At 63.6% G+C, this 24,442-nt stretch carries 29 protein-coding genes; 10 read left to right on the top strand and 19 right to left on the bottom strand.

Annotation, left to right across the window (positions count from 1 at the left end; translation table 11 throughout):
* Nucleotides 1–76 precede the first annotated feature (76 nt).
* Nucleotides 77–490, bottom strand: a complete 414-nt coding sequence (locus ACWGTO_RS26880) for a DoxX family protein (protein WP_454577823.1) — start codon at nt 488–490, stop codon at nt 77–79.
* A gap of 138 nt (nt 491–628) precedes the next feature.
* Nucleotides 629–1,102 (bottom strand): Lrp/AsnC family transcriptional regulator, encoded by a 474-nt coding sequence (locus ACWGTO_RS26885; protein ID WP_454577824.1) that lies wholly within the window; start codon nt 1,100–1,102, stop codon nt 629–631.
* A 113-nt stretch (nt 1,103–1,215) separates the two neighbouring features.
* On the opposite strand from ACWGTO_RS26885, the gene ACWGTO_RS26890 reads away from it, so the two are divergent.
* Nucleotides 1,216–1,782 (top strand): RBBP9/YdeN family alpha/beta hydrolase, encoded by a 567-nt coding sequence (locus ACWGTO_RS26890; protein WP_454577825.1) that lies wholly within the window; start codon nt 1,216–1,218, stop codon nt 1,780–1,782.
* Between the two features lie 30 nt (nt 1,783–1,812).
* Here the strand turns inward: ACWGTO_RS26890 and ACWGTO_RS26895 are convergent, their stop codons facing one another.
* Complete coding sequence (locus ACWGTO_RS26895; RefSeq protein WP_454577826.1) at nt 1,813–1,986, bottom strand: hypothetical protein; 174 nt, start codon at nt 1,984–1,986, stop codon at nt 1,813–1,815.
* An 86-nt stretch (nt 1,987–2,072) separates the two neighbouring features.
* On the bottom strand, nt 2,073–3,044 hold the full coding sequence (locus tag ACWGTO_RS26900) for an SDR family oxidoreductase (RefSeq protein ID WP_454577827.1): 972 nt from the start codon (nt 3,042–3,044) through the stop codon (nt 2,073–2,075).
* Between the two features lie 189 nt (nt 3,045–3,233).
* Here ACWGTO_RS26900 and ACWGTO_RS26905 point away from each other — a divergent pair, with 189 nt between their 5' ends.
* Nucleotides 3,234–3,410 (top strand): hypothetical protein, encoded by a 177-nt coding sequence (locus tag ACWGTO_RS26905; protein ID WP_454577828.1) that lies wholly within the window; start codon nt 3,234–3,236, stop codon nt 3,408–3,410.
* A gap of 106 nt (nt 3,411–3,516) precedes the next feature.
* Complete coding sequence (locus tag ACWGTO_RS26910) at nt 3,517–3,897, top strand: DUF982 domain-containing protein (RefSeq protein WP_454577829.1); 381 nt, start codon at nt 3,517–3,519, stop codon at nt 3,895–3,897.
* 29 nt (nt 3,898–3,926) lie between these two features.
* On the opposite strand, the gene ACWGTO_RS26915 is transcribed toward ACWGTO_RS26910, so the two are convergent.
* Nucleotides 3,927–4,646, bottom strand: a complete 720-nt coding sequence (locus tag ACWGTO_RS26915) for a Crp/Fnr family transcriptional regulator (RefSeq protein ID WP_454577830.1) — start codon at nt 4,644–4,646, stop codon at nt 3,927–3,929.
* 196 nt (nt 4,647–4,842) lie between these two features.
* Here ACWGTO_RS26915 and ACWGTO_RS26920 point away from each other — a divergent pair, with 196 nt between their 5' ends.
* From ACWGTO_RS26920 to ACWGTO_RS26930, 3 genes are all read left to right on the top strand, one after another.
* Entirely contained in the window at nt 4,843–5,073 is a 231-nt protein-coding gene (locus ACWGTO_RS26920; RefSeq protein ID WP_454577831.1) for a DUF6894 family protein, read from the top strand.
* A gap of 115 nt (nt 5,074–5,188) precedes the next feature.
* Nucleotides 5,189–5,698 carry a hypothetical protein gene (locus ACWGTO_RS26925; RefSeq protein ID WP_454577832.1) on the top strand — a complete coding sequence of 170 codons (510 nt, stop codon included), beginning with the start codon at nt 5,189–5,191 and terminating at the stop codon, nt 5,696–5,698.
* 68 nt (nt 5,699–5,766) lie between these two features.
* Entirely contained in the window at nt 5,767–6,084 is a 318-nt protein-coding gene (locus ACWGTO_RS26930) for a plasmid stabilization protein (RefSeq protein WP_454577875.1), read from the top strand.
* Nucleotides 6,085–6,236: 152 nt separating this feature from the next.
* On the opposite strand, the gene ACWGTO_RS26935 is transcribed toward ACWGTO_RS26930, so the two are convergent.
* From ACWGTO_RS26935 to ACWGTO_RS26950, 4 genes are all read right to left on the bottom strand, one after another.
* Nucleotides 6,237–8,333, bottom strand: a complete 2,097-nt coding sequence (locus tag ACWGTO_RS26935) for an EAL domain-containing protein (RefSeq protein WP_454577833.1) — start codon at nt 8,331–8,333, stop codon at nt 6,237–6,239.
* A gap of 139 nt (nt 8,334–8,472) precedes the next feature.
* Complete coding sequence (locus tag ACWGTO_RS26940; RefSeq protein ID WP_454577834.1) at nt 8,473–9,030, bottom strand: RNA polymerase sigma factor; 558 nt, start codon at nt 9,028–9,030, stop codon at nt 8,473–8,475.
* Nucleotides 9,031–9,172: 142 nt separating this feature from the next.
* A complete protein-coding gene (locus ACWGTO_RS26945; RefSeq protein ID WP_454577835.1) occupies nt 9,173–9,562 on the bottom strand; it encodes a DUF427 domain-containing protein in 390 nt (129 codons plus the stop codon).
* Between the two features lie 142 nt (nt 9,563–9,704).
* On the bottom strand, nt 9,705–9,995 hold the full coding sequence (locus ACWGTO_RS26950) for a hypothetical protein (protein ID WP_454577836.1): 291 nt from the start codon (nt 9,993–9,995) through the stop codon (nt 9,705–9,707).
* A 233-nt stretch (nt 9,996–10,228) separates the two neighbouring features.
* Here ACWGTO_RS26950 and ACWGTO_RS26955 point away from each other — a divergent pair, with 233 nt between their 5' ends.
* Genes ACWGTO_RS26955 through ACWGTO_RS26970 form a run of 4 tightly spaced genes read left to right on the top strand, consistent with a single transcriptional unit; the run spans nt 10,229 to nt 14,816 of the window.
* The gene (locus ACWGTO_RS26955) at nt 10,229–10,720 is read left to right on the top strand and encodes a Csu type fimbrial protein (RefSeq protein ID WP_454577837.1); all 492 of its coding nucleotides are present in this window, start codon (nt 10,229–10,231) and stop codon (nt 10,718–10,720) included.
* 25 nt (nt 10,721–10,745) lie between these two features.
* Nucleotides 10,746–11,468 (top strand): fimbrial biogenesis chaperone, encoded by a 723-nt coding sequence (locus ACWGTO_RS26960; protein WP_454577838.1) that lies wholly within the window; start codon nt 10,746–10,748, stop codon nt 11,466–11,468.
* Nucleotides 11,440–13,848: a fimbria/pilus outer membrane usher protein gene (locus tag ACWGTO_RS26965; RefSeq protein WP_454577839.1), complete on the top strand. Its 2,409-nt coding sequence runs from the start codon at nt 11,440–11,442 to the stop codon at nt 13,846–13,848. The genes ACWGTO_RS26960 and ACWGTO_RS26965 overlap by 29 nt, the downstream gene beginning before the upstream one ends.
* 14 nt (nt 13,849–13,862) lie before the next feature.
* On the top strand, nt 13,863–14,816 hold the full coding sequence (locus ACWGTO_RS26970; RefSeq protein ID WP_454577876.1) for a Csu type fimbrial protein: 954 nt from the start codon (nt 13,863–13,865) through the stop codon (nt 14,814–14,816).
* 157 nt (nt 14,817–14,973) lie between these two features.
* On the opposite strand, the gene ACWGTO_RS26975 is transcribed toward ACWGTO_RS26970, so the two are convergent.
* The 10 genes from ACWGTO_RS26975 to ACWGTO_RS27020 form a co-directional block, all read right to left on the bottom strand.
* Complete coding sequence (locus ACWGTO_RS26975; RefSeq protein ID WP_454577840.1) at nt 14,974–15,651, bottom strand: outer membrane protein; 678 nt, start codon at nt 15,649–15,651, stop codon at nt 14,974–14,976.
* 311 nt (nt 15,652–15,962) lie between these two features.
* Nucleotides 15,963–16,922 carry a helix-turn-helix transcriptional regulator gene (locus tag ACWGTO_RS26980; RefSeq protein ID WP_454577841.1) on the bottom strand — a complete coding sequence of 320 codons (960 nt, stop codon included), beginning with the start codon at nt 16,920–16,922 and terminating at the stop codon, nt 15,963–15,965.
* Between the two features lie 256 nt (nt 16,923–17,178).
* The gene (locus ACWGTO_RS26985; protein WP_454577842.1) at nt 17,179–18,162 is read right to left on the bottom strand and encodes a branched-chain amino acid ABC transporter permease; all 984 of its coding nucleotides are present in this window, start codon (nt 18,160–18,162) and stop codon (nt 17,179–17,181) included.
* Between the two features lies 1 nt (nt 18,163).
* Nucleotides 18,164–19,051, bottom strand: coding sequence for a branched-chain amino acid ABC transporter permease (locus tag ACWGTO_RS26990; RefSeq protein ID WP_454577843.1), 888 nt, complete (start codon nt 19,049–19,051; stop codon nt 18,164–18,166).
* 4 nt (nt 19,052–19,055) lie between these two features.
* Nucleotides 19,056–19,760, bottom strand: a complete 705-nt coding sequence (locus ACWGTO_RS26995; RefSeq protein WP_454577844.1) for an ABC transporter ATP-binding protein — start codon at nt 19,758–19,760, stop codon at nt 19,056–19,058.
* Entirely contained in the window at nt 19,757–20,518 is a 762-nt protein-coding gene (locus tag ACWGTO_RS27000) for an ABC transporter ATP-binding protein (protein ID WP_454577877.1), read from the bottom strand. Before ACWGTO_RS27000 ends, ACWGTO_RS26995 begins: the two co-directional genes overlap by 4 nt.
* Before the next feature lie 44 nt (nt 20,519–20,562).
* The gene (locus ACWGTO_RS27005) at nt 20,563–21,771 is read right to left on the bottom strand and encodes an ABC transporter substrate-binding protein (RefSeq protein WP_454577845.1); all 1,209 of its coding nucleotides are present in this window, start codon (nt 21,769–21,771) and stop codon (nt 20,563–20,565) included.
* Between the two features lie 214 nt (nt 21,772–21,985).
* On the bottom strand, nt 21,986–22,690 hold the full coding sequence (locus ACWGTO_RS27010) for an SDR family NAD(P)-dependent oxidoreductase (RefSeq protein WP_454577846.1): 705 nt from the start codon (nt 22,688–22,690) through the stop codon (nt 21,986–21,988).
* 14 nt (nt 22,691–22,704) lie between these two features.
* The gene (locus tag ACWGTO_RS27015; RefSeq protein ID WP_454577847.1) at nt 22,705–23,304 is read right to left on the bottom strand and encodes a YdeI/OmpD-associated family protein; all 600 of its coding nucleotides are present in this window, start codon (nt 23,302–23,304) and stop codon (nt 22,705–22,707) included.
* 128 nt (nt 23,305–23,432) lie between these two features.
* Nucleotides 23,433–24,344, bottom strand: coding sequence for a S1C family serine protease (locus ACWGTO_RS27020; RefSeq protein WP_454577848.1), 912 nt, complete (start codon nt 24,342–24,344; stop codon nt 23,433–23,435).
* Nucleotides 24,345–24,442 lie beyond the last annotated feature (98 nt).

A 24,442-nucleotide genomic window follows, 5' to 3' on the forward strand; every position in this document is an offset into this window, starting at 1 on the left:
CAAGCAACGAACCACTGTATTCGCATCCCGGCCGCACTCTCTCGTACTGTGCAACAGGTCCCTAGGGGAGAGACATTCACGCCCTGCCAAGCTTCGACGCCAGGACGCTGCCCGGTCCATGGACCGCGGCAAACAGCAGGCCGGCGGCGAACGGGAAATGGGACATGAATGCGCCGAACTCGGCCTGGTCCGCGGCCCAGTGCGACGGACCATGGAAGGCAAAGCCGAGGAAGACCACGTAGACCGCGCCGATCAGCGCTGCCGGGGTCAGGAAGGCGCCGGTCAGGAAGGCGATCACCAGCAGCGTTTCGAGGATCGCCGCGCACCAGGCCAGAAACAGCGGGAACGGGAAGCCGGCGGCGGCGATATAGCCGGCGGTCGCTCCCATATCCATGAACTTGAAGGCCACGGCCATCGCGAACATGGCAGCGAAGATCAGGCGGGCGATGAGGATGACCGCGGTCTGCCACGGCGATTGAACGGTTTCCATAATGTCCTCCAAGGTTTGCAATGGTTTCGCTCCAAGGACGGGCGGCACGCCGCCGATCCGACATCATCCGGCAAAAATTCTTGGCGGGCAAAGCCAGGACGTCTCGCAGGCGCCATCTCCCGACAGCCGGCACGTTGCTCAGAGCTTCGCCATCAACTCCCGTCCCAGCCGCTTCGGCGGCTCTGCCCGTAACACCACATTCGTCGTCACCGCGCCGTAGCGGCCAATGGCATCGACGATGCTTTCAAGATCGGGCGGCGAAGGGACGACGACCTTGACCAGAAAGCAATCCTCGCCGGTCACTCGCAGCACCTCGACCACTTCCGGCATGGCAGCGAACTTCTTCAGGCAGGTCTGGATGTGCTCATGCGTGGTGCGCAGGCGTATCATCGCCATGGTGCCGAGACCAAGGGCGGCGGGATCGATCGCCGCCCGATAACCGGCGATGATGCCTCGCTCCTCCAGCCGCTTCACCCTTTCCGAGGTGGCGGGCTGGGAGAGGCCGACGCGCCGGCCGAGTTCGGAAATGCCGATGCGGCCATCCTCCTGCACGATCTCGATGATCGCCATGTCGGTGGGGTCGAGCCGCGGCCGATAATCGCCATTTGCCATGCGCACCTTCAATCCATCGGAATTCTTCGTCGCTTTCCGATGATCTCTCATTCCGTCGACGAGGAGAAGACCTAGAATTGGGCGCTATCGCACTCAAGGAGACACGACTTTCCATGACCGACTTCATCATCCTGCCAGGCAGCGGCGGATCGGGCGAGGCCCATTGGCAGACACGCTGGCAGCGGACCAACCCGGCGATGCGCCGCTTCAGCCCGGCGAGCTGGGAGCTGCCCGATTTCGACGACTGGCTGGCGGCCCTGGACGCCGCGGTGTCGCAGGCAACAACGCCGCCCGTGCTCATCGCCCACAGCCTCAGCTGCCTGCTGGTGACGCATTGGCAGCTGGTGTCGAGCCGCCCGGTCGGCGGCGCGTTTCTGGTTGCAGTTCCCGATCCGGCATCGCCGGTGTTTCCCGCTTACGGCATCCCCTTTGGCGACACGCCACGCCAACGGCTCCGCTTCCCCTCGCTGATCGTCACCAGCACCGACGATCCCTACGACCCGCACGGCTATGCCAGGGCGAAGGCCGGGCAATGGGGCAGCGCGCTGCACATCGCCGGGCCGCTCGGCCATATAAACAGCGACAGCGGCCTCGGCGAATGGCCGGCGGGAATGGAATTGCTGATGGCCTTCGTCGGAAGCATCGAAGTGGGCGAGCGCGTTTTGTCGGGCAAAGGCTGATAGGCTGGTTTTGCGCTTGACGGCCTGAATTCAGCGGTCCGGAAATCTCGTATCGGCGGGGTGCTGCTCCCGCCCCTCCTGCTCCTCGCGCCGACGCTCGGCCTCGTCGCTCTTGCGCTTCGGGCAATCCTCGTAGTCGTGGTCGCGCGAGCCGCAGTAGGAGCAGCATTTTGCAGGCGGGTCGGGGCGCTGCATCGTGGCCATGCACAAGAATGCACGAAAAGTGATCCGGTTGCAGCAGCGCCTGCGACGTCACTGCCCGGATGCATCACCGCCAGCCTGGGCCGCCCTCAATACCCGCCGACGATCGGCAGGATTTCGCCGGTGATGTAGCTTGAGCATTGCGGCGAGGCCAGGAACACATAGGCCGGCGCGATCTCCTCCGGCTGGGCCGGGCGCTTCATCGGAGTCTTGGCACCGAATTGCGAGACATCGGCTGCCTGTTTGTCGGACGGATTGAGCGGCGTCCAGACCGGCCCCGGCGCCACCGCGTTGACGCGGATGCCCTTGCCGATCAGACTGCCCGACAGCGCCCGGGTGAAGGCGTGAATGCCGCCCTTGGTCATCGAATAGTCGACCAGCTCCTTCGAGCCGTCTATGCCGGTGACCGAACCGGTGTTGACGATGGCCGAGCCGGGCTTCATATGCGCCACCGCTTCCTGAGCCATATGGAAATAGCCGTAGAGGTTGGTCTTCAGCGTGGTGTCGAAATGCTCCTCGGTGAGGTCGGCGAAGTCGGCCGAATGAACCTGGAAGGCGGCATTGTTGACCAGCACGTCCAGCCTGCCGAGCTGCTTGACCGTGCGCTCTACCGCGCGGCGGCAGAAGGCTCGGCTAGAGACATCGCCGCGCAGCGCCAGGCAGCGCCGGCCCTCGGTCTCGACCGCCTGCCTGGTCACGTCGGCATCCCTGTCTTCGCTGAGATAAACGATGGCGACGTCGGCGCCTTCGCGCGCAAACAATACTGCCACGGCGCGGCCGATGCCGGAATCGCCGCCGGTGACCAGCGCCACCTTGCCGTCAAGTTTCTTCGAGCCCTGCCAGAACGGCGCGTCATAAAGGGGCGCCGGCTTGATCTCGCCTTCCTCGCCGGGCTTGGGATGATGCTGCTTGGGAAAAGGCGGCTCCGGATAGAGCCGAGCGCCGGCCTGCATGGCGGCCGATGATTTAGCCTTCGGCTTGCGGCGATCGTCGTTATCGACCTTGCGCTGCACGCTGCGCTGCCTGCGCACCGCCTTCGAGGTTTCCGATTTGGTCAGCATGGGGCTCTCCTTCCGTGTCGAAGGACAACGCGTGTCAGCCAAAAAGGTTGGCCGAGCAAAAAGGTCGCGGCAGGTGCTGCGCGCCCGCGAGCGCATTCGTCCGGCCTACATCAAAGTTAAATGCGAGGCACAGGCATCAGGTGGTAGGTGGGTGCGACAGGGGGGCTCTAAAACTCTCGGGAGGAGTCCATGGACGTTCTAGATCTAGTTGCCAAACTGTCGGCCGCGGTACTGCGCCGGCGCGCCCCATCTCCGCCAATACTGTTCAGGCCGATCCGCCACTCGCTCGCCGACATCCCGTTGAAGACGCAGTCGCGACCGCCCTACCGGCCACGCCAACCGATCCGGCCGGCAAGCAACATGTAGCTTGCGCAGGCCGCAACCACTTCGCGATTTCCTCGTTTATGGCGATCCCGTTTACGGAGGCTATGCATGAAATCAATACGGACAAACAATCCCATTCTCGTCCTGGGTGCAGCTGCCTTTCTGGCCGCGCCTTTCGCCGGGCTTTTGTGGCGGACGCGCGAATGGTTCGGATGGTGAATTTCTCATGAGCCGATTTCTTCCCCTGACGATCAAATTCGTGGACTACAGTACGATGACGGTGTCGTCGATCGCCGACGCCAGGAAGGCGCTGGGCGGAACATGGAAAAACAAGGAAGCAGTTGCCTACAAGGCGGCCGTCAGGCTGGTGGATGACGCATTGAACGGCATCTGCCGCCCCGACATTGCCTTTGCCGCCTTCAGAAATGCCGCCGCCCAACAGGGCTTGCTGAAGCCGGCGAAGCCAAGTGCCGCCCTTGCCATGCTCGACGAATTGGCGTCGCTGGACGGTCAGACAAAAACCGGCTGACGCGTTGCCTCCTCACCGCTCCGCGATACCTACCTCGGCTCGCGGTTCATGCTGAGATAGGTCGGGTCGAACTCGGCAATCTCTACAAGCCGCTGCCAGTCCAGGATTGTCACCGTGTAATTTGCCCAGCCAATCACGCCGAGCCTTCGCAACGCGCCGATGACCCGGTTCATATGGACGATCGACAGCCCCAGCACGTCGGCCAGTTCGGCTTGCGACAAGGGCAGCCGGAAACTCATGCCGTTGGTCTGCTTGACCACTTGAAGCCTGACGAACAGTTCGCACACCAGATGTGCCAGATGCGAGGTCTTGGAGCGCCGGCCCATGGCCACGATCCATTCGCGGTGGATGGCGCCGTCGACCAGCGTGTCCAGCCACAGCAACCTTGTCAGATGCGGCGCCTGTTCAGTGATGGCGCGCAACCGGCTGTGGTCGGCGGCGATCACCCGGCATGGCGACAAAGCAATGATGCCATGGTCCATGGTCTTGAGCAGAAAGGCGTGCAGGTCGACAAAATCGCCGGGGACCTGCAGCGAGGTGAATTGCCGGCCGCCATTCTCCAGCACCTTGTAGCGCGCAGCCAGCCCCTCGATGATGAGCGTGCTGTAGCCGGGTCTCGATCCCTCGGCAACGATGTCCTGGCCGGTGGCAAAATCGAGCTCGATGGTCATGGCCCCGGCGAGCAGCCCCTTCTCCTCTTCCGAGAGGGCGTCATGCTGGCCAAGGTTCAGATAGAGCGACTCTAGCATCGATGGTTTTTCCATCCGAATGGGTGGAGAAGAAACCGGTAGGCCTAGCTCAACGCCGCAGATCGGGTGCGGTTGCATCCATGACGGCGCGCCGGCATCTTGCTCAGACGATTGCGAGAAATCTGTTTGGGAATCAGGCGGATGGAACCATGAGCGAGAAAGGGGATTTACCGTTCTCATGCAGGGAATGCCGCACATGGAACGGTTCTACTTCGATCTGTATAATACCGAAAACCAGTTCGATGAGGTGGGACAGCTGTTTCCAAACCGAGAGCGCGCGGGAGCAGAGGCGCTGCGCATATTGCACGATGTCGCCCGGGACGAGATACCGGAAGGCGAGCACCGGCGGATCACCGTCAAGATGCTGAACGAGAACAGGCAACAGATCTTCGAAGCATCGTTGACGATGGAGTCGCTGTGGAGTTGAGCGTGGCGGCCTTGTCGACCACCGCATGGAACCTCTTGCCCTCCCCTCAGTTTCCTAAGGGAGGGCCCAGCGGCAGAAGCTGCTGGCCCAGTTGGTTGGCTGGAGGCACGAACCCATGTCCTTGCAAAAGCTTCATCCCGAGCAGGTCGACGCGACACGCGACCACGCCTATTCCACCTTTGCCCCGGTGCTCATCGGTTCGCTGACCAAGCGGCTGGCGCGCTGTCAAGGAACCAAGGAACTCGGCGATCTGGAAAAGTCGCTGATACGCCTGATCGAGAACTCCGACGTCTCCGACGTCAATGAGCCGCAAGCCGAGGCGATGAGAGAGTTCGCCATCCAGCTGGTGGTGTCGACGATATCAGAGGCCCGCGCCCATCCCGACAGCAAGAGCGACGTCGAGGACGTCGGCGAACGCCGCGCCGAGGGCCGCTCGGAGAATCCCGACACGCTCGAAGAACAGCTGCAATCCGGACTCGAGGACAGCTTTCCGGCCAGTGATCCGCCGGCCGTTGTCTCAACCTCGATTTCGGGCGGGTCGAAGGATCTTGTCGGCACCGACGAGGTGTTGCGCCGCAAGAAGGAGGCCGCGCAGCGGAAGCAGGAAAAGGCCGACGCCAGCTAAGCTGAGGCTGCTCTCAAGCGGGCATGCGGATGACGACTGCCGCATCACGTAGACGAAGGGAGAAGACAATGCCGCGTGGAGATAAATCGAAATATACCGACAAGCAGGAGCGTAAGGCCGACCATATCGCCGAAGGCTACGAGCATCGAGGCGTCCCTGAAAAAGAGGCCGAACGTCGTGCTTGGGCGACGGTGAACAAAGACGATGGCGGCGGCAAGAAGGAAGGCGGCTCGGGCCGCGGCAAAGACACCGGTCATCCGGCCGCGCACAAGGGCGGCAAGCTCGGCGGCAAGGCGTCAGCCTCGCGCTCTTCGGCCAGCAAGTCGGCGTCGGCAAAGAAGGCTGCAGCAACTCGAAAGCGCAACGATAGCCACGCGCATCGCTGAGTGCCGATCTCCCCCAAGGAAGATCGTTCTCTTGCACATGTGATTGACCGGTGCGCCGGACTTTCAAGCGAAGACATCATGCCTTGAGCGTAACGATCTGCCGTGACCGAATTTTCTTGCCGGCGAGTTGCCACTTCAACCGGGCTCGCCCGTCAGCCGAACCGCTTGCGCGGCGTCTCAGCGCTTGCCCTTGCGACGATCCCCTCAAGCGGCTCCGGCCGGTGCAGTAGAAAACCTTGGCCGTAGGCGACGCCCATGTCGCGCAAAATGTCGAGCGCGGCCTGCTGTTCGATCTTTTCGGCCACCACCGAACAGCCGAGGCTCCTGGCGATGCCGGATATGGCCGAGACGATCTCGCGGTCGAAGCGGCTTTGCGCAATGTTCTGGATGAACGAGCCGTCGATCTTGATCTGATCGACGGGAAAGCGGCGCAGATATTCGAACGAGCTCATGCCGGCGCCGAAATCGTCGAGGCTGACACGGCATTGCCGCTCGCGCGCCTTGCGCACGAACTGTTCGGCGGCGTCGAAATTGGTGACGGCCGCAGTCTCGGTGATCTCGAAGCCGATGCCGGAATGCGGCGCCTCGGTCTCGGCGATGACGGCGTCGACGAAATCCCACAAGAGCGGGTCGCTCAACGTCTGCGCCGACAGGTTGAAGCCGAGCGTGATGACGCCCGATTTCATGGCCAGGCCGTGCTGCGACAGTGCGGTCCTGATGATCCAGCGGTCCAGCCGCGAGGCAATGCCGAAGCGCTCGGCAACCGGAATGAACTCGCCCGGAGGGATAAGCTTGCCATTGCGCCCGGCAAGCCGCGCCAGCACTTCGACATGACGGCTCTCCCGCCAGGGCAGTCCCAGCAGATGGATTTCCTGGCCGAACAGTTTCAGCCGCCCATCATCCATCGCGTCGACCGTGTCGGCGGCGACGCGGGCGGCGTTGAGGCCGCCGGAACCCGACGCCGCGTCGGCCGAAAACAAGGCAAAGCGGTTGCGCCCGGCCGCCTTGGCGGCGTAGCAGGCGTCGTCGGCGCAGGCCAGCGCATCGGCCACCGTCGTGGTGGTGTCGTCGACAAAGGCGATGCCGATGCTGGCCGCGAGCTTGCGCGACGTCACCGGCAGGCCGAGGTCGGCGTCGCTGACCGCCGCAAGAATGGCGTCGGCCAGCGTCTCGGCCGCGGCCGGTTCGCAATTGGGCACCAGCAGCGCGAACTCGTCGCCGCCAAGGCGCGCGGCACGCGCCGATGCCGGCAGGCAACCCAGGATGCCGGCGGCGATGCCCTTCAGCGCCAGGTCGCCGGCGGCGTGGCCGGCAAAGTCGTTGAGCGCCTTGAAGTAGTCGAGATCGACATAGAACACCGCCAGCGGCAGCAGCCGCTCCGTTGCGATGTGTTCGGCCAGCAGCCGGTCGAAGGCGGCGCGGTTGAACAGGCCGGTCAGCGCATCGTGGTGCGCGGCGTAGGCGAGTTCGCGTTCGCGCTTCTTGTCCTCGGTGATGTCGCGCACGGTGCCGAGAATCTGGCCCGCGGAGTCCGGGTCCGCGATGAAGCGCACCAGTGATTCGACATGGCGGACTTCGCCATCGCGCCTGATGATGCGGTATTGCGAGGCAACGACTTCATCCGACACAACCGGCGCCAGATGGGCGCGCTCGGTGGCGACCTTGTCGTCGGGGTGCAGATAGGTGTGCCAGAGTTCGGCGGCGACCTCGTCGGTGTCGGCGACGAGGCCGAAGATCTCCCTGGTGCGGGCGTCCCAATAGCTCTTGTTGGCATCGATATCGTGATGCCAGATGCCGGTGCCGCTGGCGGCCAGCGCCAGGCGGAAGCGCACATTGACACGCTCCAGTTCGGCCTCGGCTTCCTTCTGCCGGCTGATGTCGGTCTGGACGCCCATCAGCCTGACCGGCTTGCCTGTCTCGTCACGCTCGACAATGCCGCCGCGGTCCAGCACCCAGATCCAGTGGCCGTCCTTGTGCTTCAGGCGCAGCTCGGTCTCGATCGATGCGGTCAGGCCGGCAATGTGGCGCTCGCCGCTGGCCAGCGCCCGCTCGCGGTCATCGGGATGCGTCAGCTTCAGCCAGAGATCGGTGGTGTCGGCAAGCTCGCCATCCTTATAGCCGAGCATGTGCGACCAGGTCGGCGAATAGAAACAGTCGCCGCTCAAAACATCCCAGTCCCAGACGCCGAGATGAGCGCTTTCGAGCGCCAGCGCCCAGAACTCGCTGTTGCGTCTTTTCTCTTCAGCCATGCCTTGGTTTCATCCACCCCATTCCCGCCAATATGCATCGAAGCAGACAAGAAACCGTTACCGGCGCGCCCGTACGAGGCGCAATGCCTGCAGTGGGGCCTTATCATGCCGTGTGGCGTGATCATGCGATGGGGGTTCGTCATGCCATGGGCGCTCTGATGGGAGTCGTCCGGCCCGGACCGGACTCGACGATCCTTATCGCGCGGCGGCGCGCATTGTCCTCGAGCAGGCCGCGAAGTTCCTCGCGGCCGCGCGCAATGCGCGACATCAGCGTGCCGGCCGGTACGCCGAGCATCTCGGCGGCCTCGGCATAGGAAAAGCCCTCGACGGCAACCATGGTCAGCGCGGCACGGCGGTCGGGGCTGATCGCCTGCAGCGCGTCGATGATCTCGCGGGCGGCGACATTCTCCAGCTGGTCGGCGGGAGAGGCCTGCACCTCGCCGGCTTCCAGCGGCAGCATCGAGGCTTCGCCGCGCCGGTTCACCTTGCGCATCTGGTCGATGAACAGATGATGCATGATCGTGAACAGCCATTTTCGCGGGCTCTCTCCCGTCTGCCAGTTGTCCAGCCGCAGCAGCGCCCGTTCCAGGCAGTCCTGGACGAGATCGTCGGCGGAATCGCGGTCGCGCACCAGCGAGCGCGCATAGCGCCGCAGACGCGGGATTTCGTCGAGAATAGCTCTCTGCTTTTCGTCCATGACCTTTTGTCTTTGTTTCGGCATGCCGTTGCCGCAGAACCGCAGCTCCCCTCGGGCGAGGGCAACTTTGGAAAGTTCCTCTGTTCATGCCTGTCGTTGGCTCCAAAACGCGAAGCATTTCTGGGCGACAGGCATGACCCGCTCAGCGCGGCGCAGCATCGATGGTGACCCGGTCGGGATAGAAGGCGCCGTGGTCGCGTATCTCTGCCATTTCGTCGAAAGGCCGCTCGTAGGCCCACATCGCGTCCTTGCCGGCCTCACCCGCCGGCAGCACGTTCCAGTAGCTGGCGTCGCCCTTGTAGGGGCACAGCGTCGACAGCTCCGTCCTCCCGAGCTTGCGGAAGTCGATGTCCTCGAACGGGATGTAGAAGCTGAAGGGATAAGGCGGCTCGGTCACCAATTTGGCTTTCGCCGAGGAGGCGATGATGGCGCCATTCGCATACACGACGACACGCCCCTTGAAGGACACGATGGTGATCACCTTGCCGGGATTGCGCCTGAAGCCCGGTGACGGGTTCACATGCCGATCCATGGCCATTCTCCTTGTCCCATTTGGTTCGAAAGTCTTGAAGGCAAGATTTCAGCTCAGAGATCGCCGGCCGACGGCGCGGCCACTGCCGTCACGGAGGACAGCTTCCGGCGCTTTTCGAGGCTTGGCTGTTCACAGGTCTTCTTCATCGTTCTTCCTTGACGTCTGGCACTCGGCCGGCGCTCCTGCCAGCCTTATGATCATGGCTCCGAGGGACAACAGGCGCATCTCCCGTCCGGGCGATGCGCTGCCGCAGGAAATCTGGTGGAGCGACAAGAATGATTCGAACGTGTTTGCCGTCGGTATACGCCGCGAAATAATCGATAATAATAGACGACAGGTCAGACTCTATCAAATCAAGATGATTTTCCAATTCTTTCGCATTTTCGGCAAAAAGACTAAAATAAATTATCGATAGACGATTCTTCACTTTCAAAATATGTCGATTTTACCCCTGTTAACCAAATATTAACCAAAGTTATCTGATAGTCTTTGAGTTATCCGCCTATTGTAATTCGAATCTAAGTTGCAATAATCATTTCGCAGTTCGCTTTGATATTACCGATATGGTTGATGTCTTTGCGAGGTATGCAGCGGGAGGAGCTGCAGGGGTGAAATCCGGGTCAGGACTGTTTGCGAGGAACGGTCTGCCCGACGGAGGGACATAGCATGAGATTGCTGAAATACGCGTTGCTGTGCGGGGCATCGTTGTTTTCAACCCTGCCCGCGGTCGCCACGGTCGCGACCGGCAATTTGACCGTGCGCATCACGATCACAAGTGAATGCAAGGTCCAGTCAGGAAGCGATCTCAATTTCGGCTCGCACGGCGTCATCGACGCCAATTTAGACGTGGACAGCACCATCGGCGTGCAATGCACCACCGGCCAGACCTATGATGTGGGGCTGGACGTCGGAACCGGCGCCGGCGCAACGCTCGCGTCGCGCAAGATGACCGGGCCGGCCGCCGCCGTGGTCAACTATTCGCTCTACAAGGACCCCGGCCGCACGGTGGTCTGGGGGACGACCATCCCCGCTGAAACGGTTGCGGGAACCGGCAACGGCAGCGTTCAGAACATCCCGGTCTACGGGCGGGTTCCACCGCAGGCAACACCTGCGGCGGGCCTCTATACGGACACCGTTGCGATCACGGTAACCTACTGACCATTGATGCCTAGACGAGGACGACATGCGATCCATGCTTTCATGCATCGGCGCCACGGCTGTTCTGTTGCTGTGCGCCGGCCTTTCACACGCCACGTCGCTCAGGGTGGCGCCGACAGGTCTCGAACTGATCGCGCCCGACAGCGCGGCAGTCCTCAACCTCAGCAATGACGATGCCAAGCGGCCGATCAACGTGCAGATCCGGGTGTTCGCCTGGAGCCAGGCCGGCGGCATCGAAACGCTGACGCCGACCTCGGACGTCGTCGCCAGCCCGCCATCGACCAAACTGGCGCCCAATGCCCAATACGTGGTTCGCGTCGTGCGCGTCTCGAAGGCGCCGGTGCGGGCCGAGGAGAGCTACCGCATCGTCGTCGACGAGCTGCCCGACCCCTCACGCCGCAAGGCCGGCACGGTTGCGTTGGCGCTGCGCTATTCGGTGCCGGTGTTTTTCCGCAATGCCGATGCGGCGGCGCCGGCCATCGCGTGGAGCCTTTCGCGCAATGGCGGCAGCCTGATGCTCACCGCCAGCAACAGTGGCGAGAGCCGCTTTCGCCTGTCCAACCTGATGCTGAGCCAGAACGGCAAGAAGCTCGGCAGCCGAAACGGGCTGGTCGGCTATGTGCTGGGAGGCGCGACCATGCAGTGGCCGATCGGCAGCTCAAAATCGCTGTCGGCGGGCTCGGTGCTCTTGAAGGCACAGAGCGATGTTGGACCCTTCGATGCAAAAGTTGCAGTCAAGGGCAAGTAGCATCGCTGTCATCGTCGCGTTCGCGACTTTTACACCTTGCTCGGCGGTGCGTTCGCAAGAGTTGCCGGCCGGTACCGACATTGAAGAGCCCGACCAGGGACGCAGCCTCTATCTGGAGGTGTTCATCAACGACGCGTCGACAAAACTCATCGGCAACTTCACTGAGATGCCCGATGGCGGACTGGCGGCAACGCCGCAGGAGCTGAAGGACGTCGGCCTGAAGCCACCGGAAGGTGTGGCTGATGCCAACGGCCTGGTCCGCATCGACCAGCTGGCGGATGTGTCCTACCAAATCGACGAGGCCGCGCAGCGCCTCTATGTCACCGCCGCCAATGACAGCCGCGAGGCGCGCATCGTCGATCTCGGCTTGCGCTTGCAGGACCGGCCGGCGCCGCAATCGGGCTATGGCGCGGTGCTCAACTACTCGCTGTTTGCCAGCTCAAACACACTGTTCGACGGCGACAACGAACTGTTCCAGGGCATCTCGGGCGGCTTCGACACGCGTGTCTTCAGCCCTTATGGAACGCTCAGCCAGTCATTCATCGCCGGCTATTCCGACGGCAGGCTCGGCGGCTTCACGCGGCTGAACACCACCTGGAGCTATTCCGACCCCGACCGGCTGATGACCTACCGGGCCGGCGACTTCGTCTCGGGCGGATTGTCGTGGACGCGTCCAGTCTATCTCGGCGGCATCCAGGCGCAGCGTAATTTCAGCCTGCGCTCGGACCTGGTGACTTTGCCGCTACCCTCCTTCGGCGGCACGGCGGCGGTGCCGTCGACGCTCGAGGTCTATACGCAAAACGTGCGAACCTATTCCGGCGACATCCAGGCCGGGCCGTTCCAGGTCACCAATTTGCCGGTGTTCACCGGCGCTGGCCAGGCGCAGGTGGTGCTGCGCGACAGCCTCGGCCGCGAGACCACCGCCACCTTACCGTTCTATGCCTCCAGCATGCTGTTGCGCCAGGGACTGCTCGATTTTTCCGTCGAGGCTGGCATGGCGCGGCGCAATTTCGGCATCTCCTCCGACGACTATGACGGCCGCGTCATGGGCGTCGCCACGGCGCGCTATGGGCTGACCGATCAGCTGACGCTGGAGGCCCATGCCGAGGGCGGCGCCGATCTGATCAATGGCGGCGTCGGCGCAGCCTTCCCGCTCGGTCCCTACGGTGCCGCCTCGGTGGCGATGGCCGGCAGCCATCATGACGGGCACACCGGCTCGCTGGTCAACGCCAGCGTGGAGTTCGGCTATGACGGCTGGGCTCTCAACGCCCGCATGCAGCGCGCCTTCGGCGGCTATGAGGACATAGCCTCGGTGACGGCACTGCCGGTCATTATCGACCCCAACGATTTCACCCGGTTTAGCGCCGGCGTGCCGCGCGCCGTCGACCAGGTGACGCTGAGCGTGCCGATGCCGCTCGATTTCTCCAGCCTCAACCTGTCCTACACCCATCTCAAGACCGCCGAGGGCGACACCAACCAGATCGTCGGCCTGTCCTACAGCCAGTCAATTTTCAAGCGCAGCACGATTTATGCCACCGCCTTTGCCGATCTCGACGACAACGACTCCTATGGCGTGTTCGCCGGGATTTCCATCCCGTTCGACAATGACGTGACGGTCTCGACCGGCGTCGAGCAAGGTCCTGACGGCGTCAACGTCGTCGCCGACATCGCCAAGTCGGATCGGGCCGAGGACGGCAGCATCGGCTGGCGATTGCGCACCTCGGAAGGCGAAACGCCGAACCGCTCGGCCGCGGTGAGCTACCGGGCGCCGTTTGCGCGTTTCGAGGCTGGCGGGCAGCAATTCGACAAAGACTTTCGCGTCACCGGGCAGATGGACGGCGCCATCGCAGTCGCGGGTGGCGGCGTGTTCGCCACAACCCGCATCGACGATGCCTTTGCCGTCGTCGATGTCGGCACGCCCGATGTCGAGGTGCTGCACCAGAATCGGCCGGTCGGAAAGACCGACAGCAGGGGCCGCATTCTGGTCACCGGACTCAATTCCTATGAGCTCAACACGGTGTCGATCGACCCCAAGAATCTGCCGGTCGATGCCGATGTTCCGGCCACCAAGGAGACCGTCGTTCCGGCCGACCGCAACGGCGTGGTGCTGAAGTTCGGCGTGTCGGAGGCGGCGCAGGCAGCGCTCGTCACCCTGATCGATGCAAGCGGCACGCCGCTCGAAGCCGGGCTTTCCGGACGGCTGGACGGCGGCAAGGAAGACTTCGTCGTCGGCTATGACGGGCAGGCCTACGTCAAGGGTCTGTCGCGGCAGAACTCCGTCCAGGTCGATCGCGTCGACGGCACGTCGTGCACGGCAAGTTTCACCTTCGAGGCGGCGCGCGGCCGGCAGGTGACGATCAAGGATGTGGTGTGCCAATGACAATGCGAAGCCAGATGCTGCGCGCCGTACTCGTCGCCTTCCTGGCGCTGCTGCCGTCGCTTGCCCTGGCGCAAAGCTGCAGCTTTACCGTCACCAATATGAATTTCGGCGCGGTCGACACGCTGTCGGGCAGCGCGGCGACATCGACGGCCACCCTCAGCGTGACCTGCAGCGGCAGCCTGCCGTTGCTGCTGCCCATCCTGGTCTGTCCGCATCTCGCCGCCGGCACCGGCGGCGCAACCTCGGCGGCAGCAAGGCAGATGCTGAGCGGCGCCAACAGCCTCGATTACCAGATCTATTCGGACCCGGCGATGAGCGTCGTCTGGGGCTCCTATGCCTGGGCCTATGCCTCGCGCCCGCCGCCGCTGCTGCTGAGCCCCAGTATCCTGGGAAACTCATCCGGCACCTTGACGCTCTATGGCCGGGTTCCCGGCGGGCAGGCGACCGTTCCGCCCGGCACCTATCTGTCGACGTTTTCGGGCGGGCATGTCGAGTTCCGCTACCGGACAACCCTGCTGGGCAGCAATTGCGACACCGGCTTGGGCACCCTGGCCGCCTCTCCGACCTTCACCATCAACGCCACGATTGCGGCCAACTGCCTGGTCACCACCCAGAACATCGATTTCGGCTCCAAGGGCGTGCTCGACGCGAATGTCGACGCCACCGGCCAGGTTTCGGTCACCTGCACCCCGTCCACCGCCTATACGGTCTCGCTCAATGGCGGCACTACGGGCGGCACACCGACCACCCGCAAGATGTCGAAGGGGGCTGAGCGGGTAACCTACGGCCTCTACAAGGACAACGCCCGCTCGCAGCCCTGGGGTGACGCAGGAACGCCGGGAAGCACGGTCGCCGGCACCGGCACCGGCGCGGCGCAGCCGCTCGCTGTCTACGGCCGCGTGCCGCCGCAGGCGACGCCGTCGGCCGGCGTCTACACCGACACGGTGGTGGTCACCATCACCTATTGAGCGCCTGGCCGCACCAGCCATCGCATAAACTCGCCGACTGTGCGGCGACGGAAGACGAGCACGCAGATCATGCCTCAGGCACGAACAACCCCCGCACGGGGTGAACTGACCCCCGAAAGTTGGACACAACCTTCGGGGTCTTGTTCGGTCCGGCGTATCAGAACTTGTAGCTAAGGCCGGCCCGGATATCGTGCGTCTGGAGATCGACGTCCGCAGCCGTACCAAGACCAGCTGCAATCGAGAGAGGCTTGCTGCCGAAGTCGGTGTAGCGATATTCGACGCGAGCGATCCACTTGTCGGTGAAGGCGTGCTCGACGCCGGCGCCAGCCGTCCAGCCAATATGGGTTTCGTCGTGGAATGGAATCGTACCGCCGGGGCCCGTGCTGATCGCAGTCACTTCATACTTGGCCGCGGCCACGCCGGCAGTGATGTAAGGCATGGTCCGATCGAAAGCATAGCCGGCCCGCAGCCGGGCCGACCCCGACCACTTGAGTTCGCTCTTGAGCAACGCGCCAGCACCGGCGAAGGTCGTCAGACTGTCTACATTGCTGTAGGCAATGTCAGCCTCGGCACCGAGCACAAAGCGGTTCGCCATTTCCTGATTGACGCCGATATGGACGCCGCCAATAAAACCGTCCGGATCGAGCGAAGCTTCAATGGCACTGGTGGGGATGGAAAGATCGGATTTTCCGGCCGCGTACCCGAAGTGAACGCCGGCATAGAGGCCTGACCAGTCGTACTCGGCGGCAACGGGCAAGGTTTCATTGATGTCGGCCGCGGACGCGATGCCGACAGGCGCGAGAATGAAGGCTGTGGCGAGAAGAATCGTTTTCACTGTTTGCTACCCCGATGATGTTGCGTCCCCCCGGCCGTGGAAATGCTCCGCGGCGATCCGGGCGTCGTCGAGGTTTTGCATTGTTCGCCGGCGGCGTCTTGGGCTGAGCCGCACTGGAATTGTCCTGGAAAGCGCTACGGCACTTGCGCGATCAGTGTGGCCGTTCGGCATCAGCCGATGGGCCTGCAAAGCAGTTCGACAGAATCAACCGACGCGCTCGAGTCATTGTTTTTTTGAATGTGGCCATCCAAAAAAGGCTCCGCGCCCTTGGGTCAGGACCCAAGAGCGTGCCTTCGGGGACATCGATTTTCTTAGCGGGCGCCGCTCGGTGTCGAGCCAAAGCGGCGGCGGAAACAGCGATTGAAGTAGGATACGTCGGAGAACCCGCTGAGCAACGCGATCTCGCTGATCCGCATCCGGTCGTTGCGACGGTCGGCGAGCATGCGGTGAGCCCTCTGCAGGCGCAGTTCGAGAACGCGCTCGGCGAAACTCGTCCCGGTCTCCTGCAGGAGATCATGAACATAGCGCGGGGACAGCCGCAGTTGCTGGGCGACGCTCTGGGCCGAAATGGCGGGATCGGCGAAATTGTCCCGGATCTTGTCCAGGATGGCCTGCAGCCTTGCCGCGCGCAGCCCGCGCAGTCCCGCCAGCTCGGCGGGCTCGCCCTTCGCCCCGGTCGCCAGGCCAATCAGGTCGACGATCGTTTCGGTGGCATGGGTGACCAGCTCCGGCGAGACCAAGGCGGGTCCCGCTCCCAGAAAGCTGCAATAGCGCTTGAGCATGTCGAGCGCCTCATTGCCGGCGCCGATGGTCAGCGCCAGCCGGTCGTCGATATTGGCGAAGGCTTTCTCCAGGGTTTCGCGGGGCACCACCACATTGGCCCAGATGTTCCAGTCGCTGCCGTACATTTCCAGCGCTTCCGAAGCCGAGACCAGCGCGGCTTGGCCTTTGCCCACGCTGTAGTCACGGCCGACCTGGGCACCGCTCAGCAGTGTGTCGCCATTGTTGACCAGCAGCAGATAGCCGTCGCGCCCATCGTCGGCGATATTGCGCCCCTTGCGGCTGGCATGCTGGATCGTTCCGGCCATCTGCCCGAGCACCACCGGCCCGACGGCGGTCGCTTCGATTGCCGCCTCGAACGGCCGGTTGCCGGAGATGGTATATTCGACCGACCAAATCTCGGCGACATGGATGTCCTGCCAGAGCGCGAAACGCGAGCGATCGTCGAGATGCGCCGGGAGGTCGACCGACGAGAAGACATTCTTTTTCAAGGGCAACCGCGTCTTTCTGCGTGCGCGTCTTCAGTCGGATGCGCAACCTATTGGACCAGTTAAACTGTTGTCCAGAGGCCAGCAATATCCATGCGGTACAAGACAATTTCACTGCTGTTGGAGACAAGAATCCGACCGAAATTCACCTGTCTGGATACAAACACCGGAGAGTGCCTGCTCGAATCAGCGGCCCGGTCGCGCATCGCGACGCCGAACTCACCCATGCGAGGCCAAGGACTGAAGCGCGCGGACGACGTCAGGCTCCGTCGGGGCCGCCGTCAGCCGGCGCCAGCCACCGCGCATAGATTTCGCCGACGATGCCGCGGCGGAAGACGAGCACGCAGATCATGAAGATCAGGCCGGTGGCGATGGTGACCGGAAACCCCGAGGTGGCGAGCGTGTTTTCCAGGCCGACGACGAGGCCGGCGCCGACGACCGGACCGACCATGGTGCCGATGCCGCCAAGCAGCGTCATCAGGATCACCTCGCCCGACATCTGCCAGGTGACGTCGGTGAGCGTGGCGAACTGGAAGACGATTGCCTTGGTCGCGCCGGCAAGCCCGGCGAGCGCTGCCGACATGACGAAGGCGGCGAGCTTGTAGCGGCCGACCGAATAGCCCAGCGAAATGGCGCGGTTCTCGTTCTCGCGGATCGAACGCAGGATCATGCCGAAGGGCGAGTTGACGATGCGCCAGACGGCGAAAACGCCGAGGAGGAAAACGGCGAGCACGAAAAAGTACATGTTGAGCGTGACGTTGAGATCGACGATGCCGAACAGCGTGCCGCGCGGCACGCCCTGGATGCCGTCCTCGCCTTCGGTGAACGGCGCCTGGACACAGAAGAAGTAGAACATCTGCGCCAGCGCCAGTGTGATCATCGAGAAATAGATGCCCTGCCGGCGGATGGCGAGGAAGCCCATGACCAGCCCGAGCACAGCCGCGCCGGCGGTGCCAAGCAGGATGCCGGCTTCCGGTGGCCAGCCCCATGCCTTGACGGCGTAGGCACAGAAATAGGCGGCGGCGCCGTAGAAGGTGGCGTGGCCGAAGGACAACAGCCCGGTGTAGCCAAGCAACAGGTTGAAGGCACAGGCAAACAGCGCGAAGCACAGCATCTTCATCAGGAAGATGGGGTAGACGAAGAAGGGCGCGGCGATGAGCGCCAGTATGGCCAATGCTATCAGTACCCGCTCAAGCCGAACCGAAGCGGCGGTACGCTGTTCGTGAAGGGTCGCCTCGCTCATCTCAGGCATCCCTTCCAAACAGGCCGGCGGGGCGCAAGAGCAGCACGATCGCCATGATGACGAAGACGACGAGGTTCGATGCCTCGGGATAGAACACCTTGGTCAGGCCTTCGGCGAGACCGAGCATGTAGCCGGTGACGATGGCGCCGAGGATCGAGCCCATGCCGCCGACCACGACGACGGCGAAGACGACGATGATGAGATCCGAGCCCATCAGCGGGCTGACCTGGTAGACGGGTGCGGCGAGGATGCCTGCCAGGCCGGCAAGGGCCGCGCCCAGCCCGTAGGTGAGCGTGAGCAGCAGCGGCACGTTGACGCCGAAGGCTTGCACCAGCTCCGGGTTCTCGGTCGCGGCGCGCAGGTAGGAGCCGAGCCTGGTCTTTTCGGTCAGCAGCCAGGTGCCGATGCAGACGATGAGCGAAGCCACCACCACCCAGCCGCGATAGTTGGGCAGGAACATGAAGCCGAGATTGGTGCCGCCGGCGAGTTGCGACGGCACGGCGTAGGGATTGCCGGACACACCGTAGTAGAAGCGGAACACGCCTTCGATGACCAGCGCCAGGCCGAAGGTGAAGAGCAGGCCGTAGAGCGGATCGAGACGGTAAAGCCGCGACAGCGCCAGGCGCTCCACCGCCATGCCGAACACACCGACGACGAGCGGCACCAGGACCAGCGCCGGCCAGTAGCCGATGCCGAGATGAACGAGCATCAGATAGCCGATGAAGGCGCCGAACATATAGAGCGCGCCATGGGCGAAATTGATGATGCGCAAGAGGCCGAATATAACGGCCAGTCCAAGGCTGAGCATGGCATAGAAGGAGCCGTTGATCAGCCCGACCAGCATCTGCCCGAGCAAGGCCTGGACGGGGATGCCGAAGATCATCGTCATGGCGTCATACCCCAAGCACCTCGTGCAGCTGTTCGGTGTGAGCGGAAAGCTCGCTTACGGCAAAACCCTCCACCACCTTGCCATGCTCCATCAGATAGAATCGGTCGGCGATGCGGGCGGCGAAGCGGAAATTCTGCTCGACGAGCAGGATGGTCATGCCGCGCTTTTTCAAGGCGGCCAGCAATTCACCGATGCGCTGGACGATGACCGGCGCCAGGCCCTCGGTCGGCTCGTCGAGCAGCAGCATCTGCACGCCGGTCCGCAGGATGCGGGCAATGGCGAGCATCTGCTGCTCGCCGCCGGAGAGTTTCGTCCCGGGGCTGTTGCGACGCTCCTTGAGGTTGGGGAAGAGATCGAAGATTTCCTCGACGCTCATGCCGCCCTTGGCCACCACCGGCGGCAGGATCAGGTTCTCGTCGACGGTGAGCGTGGCGAAGATGCCGCGCTCTTCCGGCACGAAGCCCAGGCCCTTATGGGCAACGCGATGCAATGGCAGGCGCATAAGGTCGCTGCCGTCGAAGGTGACGCTGCCGCTGCGCTTGCGTACCAGCCCCATGATGGCGCGCAGCGTGGTGGTCTTGCCGACGCCGTTGCGGCCGAGCAGCGTCACCGTCTCGCCACGGAAGACGTCAAGGTTGACGCCATGCAGGGCATGGCCCTCGCCATACCAGGCGTGGAGATCGCGCACGGCCAGCAGCGGCTCACTCATGCCCGGTCCTCTGGCTCGGTCCCCATGTAAGCGACGCGGACACGCTCGTCGCTGCTGACGGTCGCATAGTCGCCGGCGGCGAGCACCTGGCCGCGCTGCATCACCGTGATCCAGTCGCAGAGATCGGCAACGACGGTGAGATTGTGCTCGACCATCAGCACGGCGCGCTCCCTGGCCAGAGAGCGGATGATGCCGGAGATGGTGCCGACATCCTCGTGCCCCATGCCGGCCATCGGTTCGTCGAGCAGCAGCACCTTCGGATCGAGCGCCAGCGTGGTGGCGATCTCGAGCACGCGCTTCCTGCCATAGGAAAGATCGCCGGCCAGACGATGCGCGACATCGTCGAGGCCGACGATGGCGAGCAGTTCGCGCGCCCGTGGCGTAAGTTCGTCGAGCGCTGACAGCGAGCGCCAGAACTGGAAGCCCAGCCCGCTCGGCCGCTGCAGGGCGACGCGCACATTGTCCAGCACGCTGAGGTGCGGAAAGATCGCCGAGATCTGGAACGAGCGGACGAGGCCCATGCGCGCCACCTTGGCCGGCGCGGTGCGGGTGATGTCGTTGCCGAGCAGTTCGATCCTGCCGCTGCTCGGCTGCAGGAATTTGGTCAACAGGTTGAAGATCGTCGTCTTGCCGGCGCCGTTCGGCCCGATCAGCGCATGGATCTGGCCGTGGTGGACGTCGAGGTCGACATTGTTGACGGCGACGAAACCGGCAAAGTCGCGCCTGAGACCGCGGGCGGAAAGCACCACCCGCGGCATCTGCTCTTTGCCGTCCGCGCGGGCGGCGGCTGCGGTCTCCAGCGTCACTTGGTGACGAGCGGGCAACCGCTGTCTTCGGCCTTGATGAAGGCCTTGTCGCCCGGAATGGTCGCCAGGTAGGTGTAGTAGTCCCAGTCCTTCTTGCTCTCCTCGGGCTTCTTGACCTGATAGAGATACATGTCGTGCACCATCGAGCCGTCGGCCTGCACCTTGCCGTTGGCGGTGAAGACGTCGTCGACCGGCAGTTCGTGCAACTGCTTGGCGACCGCTTCGGTCTCGTCGGTGCCGGCCTTGTCGATGGCCTTCAGATATTGCAGCACCGCCGAATAGATGCCGGCCTGGACCATGTTGGGCATGCGGTTGGTGCGCTTGAAGAAGCGGTCGGCGAAGTCGCGGCTCTTGTCGTCGCGGTCCCAGTAAAAACCTTCAGTCAGCACCACGCCCTGCGCCGCCTGCAGGCCGAGCCCATGCACTTCGGCAAGGGTGAACAGAAGTGCCGCCAGCCGCTGGCCGCCGGCGACGATGCCGAACTCGGCCGCCTGCTTGATCGAGTTGGCGGTGTCGAGGCCGGCATTGGCAAGGCCGACGACCTTGGCGCCGGAGGACTGCGCCTGCAGCAGGAAGGAGGAATAGTCGGTGGAGCCAAGGGGATAGCGCACTTCGCCGAGCACCTTGCCGCCGCTTGATTCAACCAGCTTTGCGGTCTGTTCCTTCAGCGAATAACCGAAGGCATAGTCGACGGTGATGAAATACCAGCTGTCGCCGCCCTGCTGGACCAGCGCACCACCGGTGCCGACCGCCTGGGAATGGGTATCGTAGACCCAGTGGAAGCCATAGGGCGAGCACTGCTTGCCGGTGAGATCCGCCGAAGCCGCGCCGGTGACGATGTCGATCTTCTTCTTTTCCTTGGACAGCCCCTGGACGGCCAGCGCGACGGACGAGGTGGTGAGCTCCATGATGGCGTCGACTTGTTCGGTGTCGTACCACTGGCGCGCGATATTGGAGGCGATGTCGGGCTTGTTCTGGTGATCGGCGTTGACGATCTCGATCGGCGCGCCCTGCACCTTGCCGCCAAAATCCTCAACGGCCATCTTGGCGGCCTCGACCGACCATTTGCCGCCGAAATCGGCATAGACGCCCGACTGGTCGTTGAGAATGCCGATCTTGACCTTGCCGTCGGAAATTTCGCCGGCCGCCGCCGGCATCGCAGTCGCCGCAAGCAGCGCGGCTGAAACGAGATAGGATGCTTTCACAGGTAATTCCTCCCATATGGCCAACCACGGGGAACGCGGTTGCCTCGCAATGGTTCAACAGTTCTGTCCCGATTCTCGCTGAAAGTTCGGGCGGTCGCGCCCGCCACTCCTCCTCTAGCGCCCTCCGCCCTGGGTGCATCGGGAGCCTAGCATCACATATCGCAAGGCGAGAATGCTATTTTGGTAGCATGGCGCAGGGTGCGCGGCGGCTTCTTCACCACGGCAATCTTTTGCCGTCGCGGAAGAAGCCGCCAGTCGGGCCGTCATCCGGCAAGGTGGCGGCCCAGACGATGCCGGCCGCACCTTGTCCCACCGGGCGGCCGCCCGGACCGCCCATGTCGGTCGCCACCCAGCCGGGGCAGATGGCGTTGACCAGCACGCCGGCGCCTCGCAATTCGGCCGCCAGGATGCAGGTCAGCGCGTTGAGCGTCGCCTTGGTCGTCGAATAAGCCGGCGCGCCGGCGCCCATCGAAGCGAGCGAACCGCCCTCGGAGGAGACGTTGACCAGCCTGCCATGACCGGACGTGCCGAGCAGCGGCGCACAGGCGGCCGCGACGCGCCAGGCGCCGAAGACATTGGTCTCGAAGGCTTCGCGGATCACCGTCCAGTCCGGTTTGAGCGCCCGCGCACGCGGATCGTAGTGGATGGCGGCATTGTTCACGAGCACGTCGAGCCGGCCGAAGCGGCGCTCAACCTCGGCCCCGGCAAGTGCTGCCGCATCGACTGCTGCTACATCCAGCGCGATCGCTTCCACCTTGCCGCCTAGCTGTCTTGCCGCCGCCTCGCCCTTGGCGAGATCGCGCGAGCCGAGCAGCACGGTGAAGCCAAGCGCCGCAAGCTGTCGGCCGGTCTCCAGACCAATGCCGCGATTACCACCGGTGACGAGTGCGACCTTGCCGGAATGGAGTGCGGTGGTCATCGCTCGGTCCTCAGTCACTTTTTCCCTTGCGGATAGATCGTCTCGCCGCGCTTCAGCATCTCGACGAAAGCCTCGATCTTCTTCTTGCGGCCCGCCTCGGTTTTCATGTTGTGGGTTCGAAACGCCAGCGCGAAGCGGTTCTGGGCGGAAAGCTTCGCCAGCATCTCTTTCGCCTTGGGTTCGGCATCGATGGCGGTCTGCAATTCGTCGGGGATCTTCATGTCCTTGCCGCTGGCATAGGCGCGATCCCAGCGGCCGTCGGCCTTGGCCGCCTCGACCTGTTTCTGTCCGTGTTCGGTCATCCGGCGCTCCTCGACCAGGCGGGCGACATTGTCGATGTTGATCTTGCTCCAGATGCTCTTTTTGCCGCGCGGCGTGTAGCGCTGCAGAAAGCTCTTGTCGTCGAGCGACTTGCGCACCGCATCGATCCAGCCGAAGCACAGCACCACGTCGATGGCCTGCTTGGGCGTGATCGAGGCGAGGCCCGAGCCTACCTTGTGCACCTTGATCCAGACCTCGGTCTCGCTGGCATGATTCTCCTTCAGCCAGGCGTAAAAACTTTCCGGATCGGGGAATTCGCGAACCTTTTGCGGATCGACCGTGATCGGCGCCATCATCACCTCGTTCGTTGCCGCACCTGATATACCGGCGGTCGATGCCGGTTTTCGTCAGCAGACCTCCGCAGGCCAACCATCGGACCCCCTTCCCTTCTCCCCCTGTGGGAGAAGGTGGAGGCGCTCATTCACTGCAGATGCGGCTTCTTCAGAAAGCTGTTGCGGTCGGCGGATTTGACACGCAGCCAGGTTTCGCGACCGTCGCGCACCACCCTGAGCGGGATCTCCGAACCGGCGGGGTTCTGCCATAGCTTGCGGTAGAAATCGGCGAGCCCATCGACCTCGCCGTCGCGCACGTCGGAGATGATGTCGCCCTGGCGCAGACCGGCCTTGGCGGCGGGGCCACCTTCGGCAACGCTCATCACTATCACAGCGCCGTTCGACTCGGCCGAGAAGGCGCCGAGCCACGGCCGTGGCGGCTTCGCCACCTGGCCGCGCGTCAGGAGATCGTCGAGAATCGGCGTCAGAAGGTTGATCGGCACGACCATGTTGATGTCAGCGACCTCACCATTGCGGCTCATCTGCAACAGCAGCGAGCCGATGCCGAGCAGGCTGCCGTCCTGGCCGATCAGCGCCGCCCCGCCCCAGGACGGATGCGCCGGCGCGATGAAGATCGCCTCGTCGAGCAGGTATTCCCAATAGCCGGCGAATTCCTGCTTGGTGACGATGTGCGCCTTGACCGAGCGGCCGGTGCCGTCGGCAAACACCACGGGGTCGCCGACCTTGGCCTTTTCGGCATCGCCGAGCGCCACCGCCGGCAGACCGAGCGGCGCCAGCGCCTGCACCAGGCCGAAGCCGGTCTCCTGGTCGTAGGCCAGCGCGTGCGCCGGCACGACGCGTCCGTCCTGATCGGTCAGCCAGACTTCTTCGGCCTCGGTGATGAGATAGCCGATGGTGAGCACCAGCCCGTCGCCGCGGATAACGACGCCGCTGCCTTCCCGGCGCGTGCCCAAGGCGTTCGCCGTAAAAGCGTCATCGGGAACCGTGGCACGCACGGCGACGACCGAACGCAAGAGCGGGGAAAGGGGATCTATGGGCATGCTTTCATCCTGGCGGGCGGGGATTACCCTCTATAGGTATGCCGCGCCCCACAAGACACAAGGGGCGAGAGGTGGTTCGCGCAGCGAACGAAAAGCCA

It is taken from the genome of Mesorhizobium sp. PL10 (genome assembly GCF_053714315.1).